This window comes from Paracoccus sp. PAR01, assembly GCF_014851995.1.
Classification (GTDB): domain Bacteria; phylum Pseudomonadota; class Alphaproteobacteria; order Rhodobacterales; family Rhodobacteraceae; genus Paracoccus; species Paracoccus litorisediminis.
The window spans coordinates 1-1,938 of record NZ_JACVAW010000065.1; the positions used below are offsets into that span (position 1 = coordinate 1).

At 68.3% G+C, this 1,938-nt stretch carries 2 protein-coding genes; both read right to left on the reverse strand.

Annotated features, from left to right (window positions below; translation table 11 throughout):
- Window positions 1-184: 184 nt before the first annotated feature.
- Window positions 185-1,645, reverse strand: coding sequence for an NAD-dependent succinate-semialdehyde dehydrogenase (locus IB235_RS24585; protein WP_225612622.1), 1,461 nt, complete (start codon window positions 1,643-1,645; stop codon window positions 185-187).
- 5 nt (window positions 1,646-1,650) lie between these two features.
- On the reverse strand, window positions 1,651-1,938 hold a 288-nt coding region (locus IB235_RS24590; RefSeq protein ID WP_255524437.1), incomplete at its 5' end, for an isocitrate/isopropylmalate family dehydrogenase.

Consider the following 1,938-nt stretch of genomic DNA (forward strand, 5'->3'; position numbering starts at 1 on the left):
GACGATCGAGACGATCCGCAAGATCTATGTGGTGATCGAGTAAGCATCGCTTTCTGGAAACCAACGGGCGCCGTCTCTCCACGGCGCCCGTTTTCTTTCTTGCCCAAATATCCCGGGGGGACGCCACTGTGGCCCCATTGAGGGGCCAGAGTGGCGTGGGGGCAGAGCCCCCGGCCTGCCCGCGTCAGATCACGGCCATATGGAAAGCCTTGCTTTCGAGGTATTCGTCGATGCCGATGCGGGCGCCTTCACGGCCGAGGCCGGATTGCTTGACGCCGCCGAAGGGCGAGACCGTGGTCGAGACCGAGCCGGTGTTCAGCCCGACCATACCGAATTCCAGCGCCTGCCCGACGCGCCAGGCGCGCTTGTGGCTCTCGGTGTAGAAATAGGCGGCCAGCCCATAGGGCGTGGCATTGGCCAGGGCGATGGCCTCGGCCTCGGTTTCGAACGCAAACAGCGCCGCGACCGGGCCGAAGGTTTCCTCGCTGGCCAGCTCCATCGTCACGTCTGCCCCTCCCAGCACCACCGGGGTGGCATATTGGCCGCCCGAGGGCGTCGGGGCCTCGGCCAGCAGGACCGCGCCCTTGTCCACCGCATCGGCGACATGGCGGCGGATCTTCTCCAGTGCCGGGGCATTGATCATCGGACCGATTTCGACCCCCGGCTCCAGCCCCGGACCGACGCGCAGCGCCGCCACCCGCGCGGCCAGCTTTGCCGCGAAGGCGTCATAGATCCCCGCCTGCACCAGCACCCGGTTCGAACAGACGCAGGTCTGCCCGCCATTGCGGAATTTCGAGGCCATCGCGCCCTCGACCGCCGCGTCCAGATCGGCGTCGTCAAAGACGATGAACGGCGCATTGCCGCCCAGTTCCAGGCTGAGCCGCTTTACCGAGGGCGCGCATTGCGCCATCAGCATCGCCCCCACCCGGGTCGAGCCGGTGAAGGACAGCTTGCGCACCGTGGGGTTCGCGGTCAGCTCGGCCCCGATCGCGGTGGGCAGGCCGGTGACGATGTTGATGACCCCCGCCGGAATCCCCGCGCGCTCGGCCAGCACCCCCAGCGCCAGCGCGGAAAACGGCGTGAACTCCGAGGGCTTGATCACCACGGTGCAGCCCGCGGCCAGCGCCGGGGCGACCTTGCGGGTGATCATCGCATTGGGGAAGTTCCATGGCGTGATGATCGCCGAGACCCCGACCGGCTCTTTCAGCACGACGATCTGGCGGTCTCCGGCGGGCGCCGGGATGACCGATCCGTCGATGCGGCGGGCCTCTTCGGCGAACCATTTCACGAAGCTGGCGCCATAGGCGATCTCGCCTCTGGCCTCGGCCAGAGGCTTGCCCTGTTCCATGGTCAGGATCAGCGCGAGGTCATCGGCATGATCCTCCATCAGCGCGAACCAGCGTTCGAGCAATGCTGCGCGGTCGGCATGGGGACGCTTGCGCCAGTTCTGGAAGGCGGCATCGGCGGCCTCGATTGCGGCGCGGGTCTGCGCACCCGAGACATCGGGCACCGAGCCGATCACCGCCCCGGTCGCCGGATCGGTGACCTCCAGCGTCGCGCCGCCAGCGGCCTGCACCCAGATGCCGCCGATCAGCGCCGACTGGCGCAGCAGGTCCGGATCGGCAAGGCCCGGCAGTTTCGTCATCACGTTCATTCCTGTTCCTCCAGCGCGGCCAGCACGGCGGCGGTGATCTGATCGGTGCTGTCGCGGCCGGGCACGGTGCCGATGCCGCGGGCGGTGGTGGCCTCGACCGCGGCCATGATCCGGGCCGCGACCGCAGGCTCGCCCAGATGCTCCAGCATCATCACCAGCGACCAGATCGCGGCGATCGGGTTGGCGATGCCCTGATCGGCGATGTCGGGGGCCGAGCCATGCACCGGCTCGAACATCGAGGGACCCTTGCGGGTCGGGTCGATATTGGCCGAGGCGGCAAAGCC